The 1,549-nt window shown below is 66.6% G+C and carries 1 protein-coding gene; it reads right to left on the reverse strand.

All coding sequences use genetic code 11. From position 1 onward, the window contains the following. A partial coding sequence (locus VIF40_RS16120) for a CarD family transcriptional regulator (protein ID WP_331938533.1) occupies positions 1-1,549 on the reverse strand: 1,549 nt, incomplete at both ends.

Raw genomic sequence — 1,549 nt, forward strand, 5'->3', positions numbered from 1 at the left:
GATCCTTGAAGACGACGCCCTTGCCGAGAATGGCGTGCGTGCCGATCAGAATATCGACGCTGCCCTCGCCGAGTTCTCTCTTGGTGTCGCGCGCCTCGGCGGCGCCGACCATGCGCGACAAGCGCCCGATTCGGATGGGCAAGCCCTCGAATCGTTGCGTGAAATTCTTGTAGTGCTGGCGCGCCAGCAGCGTCGTCGGCGCAACGACGGCGACCTGCTTGCCGTTGATGGCCGTGCAAAAAGCGGCGCGCAGCGCGACCTCGGTCTTGCCGAAGCCGACATCGCCGCAAACCAGACGATCCATCGGGCGGCCGGACGCGAGATCGTCGAGCACCGCGTCGATCGCGCCCGCCTGATCCTCGGTCTCGTCATAGGGAAAGCGCGCGCAAAATTCGTCGTAGAGCCCCTCGGGCGCGGCAAGCTTGGGCGCCTGCTTCAACATGCGCTGCGCCGCGATCGCGATCAGGCCCTTGGCCATTTCGCGAATGCGGTTCTTCATGCGCGCCTTGCGGCCCTGCCAGCCGGCGCCGCCCAAGCGATCGAGCGCGACCTCCGTGTCCTCGGAGCCATAGCGCGTCAAAAGCTCGATGTTCTCGACCGGCAGATAGAGCTTGTCGCCGCCGGCGTAATGAATCTCCAGACAGTCGTGCGGCGCGCCGGCGGCGGTGATCGATTCGAGCCCGATGAAGCGCCCGATGCCGTGATCGACATGTACCACGAGATCGCCCGCCGACAGCGCGGCGATCTCGCCCAAAAGATTTTCAGCGCGCTTGTGTTTCTTGCGCCGGCGCACCAGCCGGTCGCCCAAAATATCCTGCTCGCCGATAACAGCGAGACTCTCCGTCTCGAAGCCGTGCTCTATGCCGAGCACGGCGAGCGAAACAGCGCTTTTTCCCAGCGCCAGCGCGCCGGGCAGGCCGGTGACGAGCGGCGGCGCGGGCAGGCCGTGCTCGGCGAGAACATGCCCAAGCCGCTCGCGCGAGCCCTCCGACCATGCCGCGACGACGACGCTCTTGCCTTGCGCCGCCAGCGCCTTGATGTGGTCGGCGGCGGCCTGAAACACGTTGATCTCGGGCTGATTGCGCTCGGGCGCGAAGTCGCGTCCGGGCCGCGCGGAAAAATCAAGGCTCGCGCTCCTTTGCGCGTCCGAAGAGACGCCCGTCGCGGGCGACGGGCTATCGCCTTCCGCCGGCGCGAAGGGCGAGAAGCGCGCTTGCGCTCGCGCGCCCAGCCGCGTCCGCCATTCCTCCGCCGTCAGATAAAGTTCGCGCGGCTCCAGCGGCTTGTAGTTGGAGCGGGCGAGATCGACGTCATAGGCGCTCTTGCGCGCCTCGTAATAATCCGCGATCTGCGCCAGCCGCTCGCTCGCGGCGTCGTCGACTTGCGGGTCGAGCAGCAGCGGCGCGTTGCCGAAATAATCGAACAGCGTGTCGAGCTTGTCGTAAAACAACGGCAGCCAATGTTCGGCGCCGGGATGGCGGCGGCCCTCGCTGATCGTCTCGTAAAGCGCGTCGCCGCGCGTCTCGCCGCCAAAGCGCGTCGTATAGGC

The organism is Methylosinus sp. (assembly GCF_036560965.1).
Taxonomy (GTDB): domain Bacteria; phylum Pseudomonadota; class Alphaproteobacteria; order Rhizobiales; family Beijerinckiaceae; genus Methylosinus.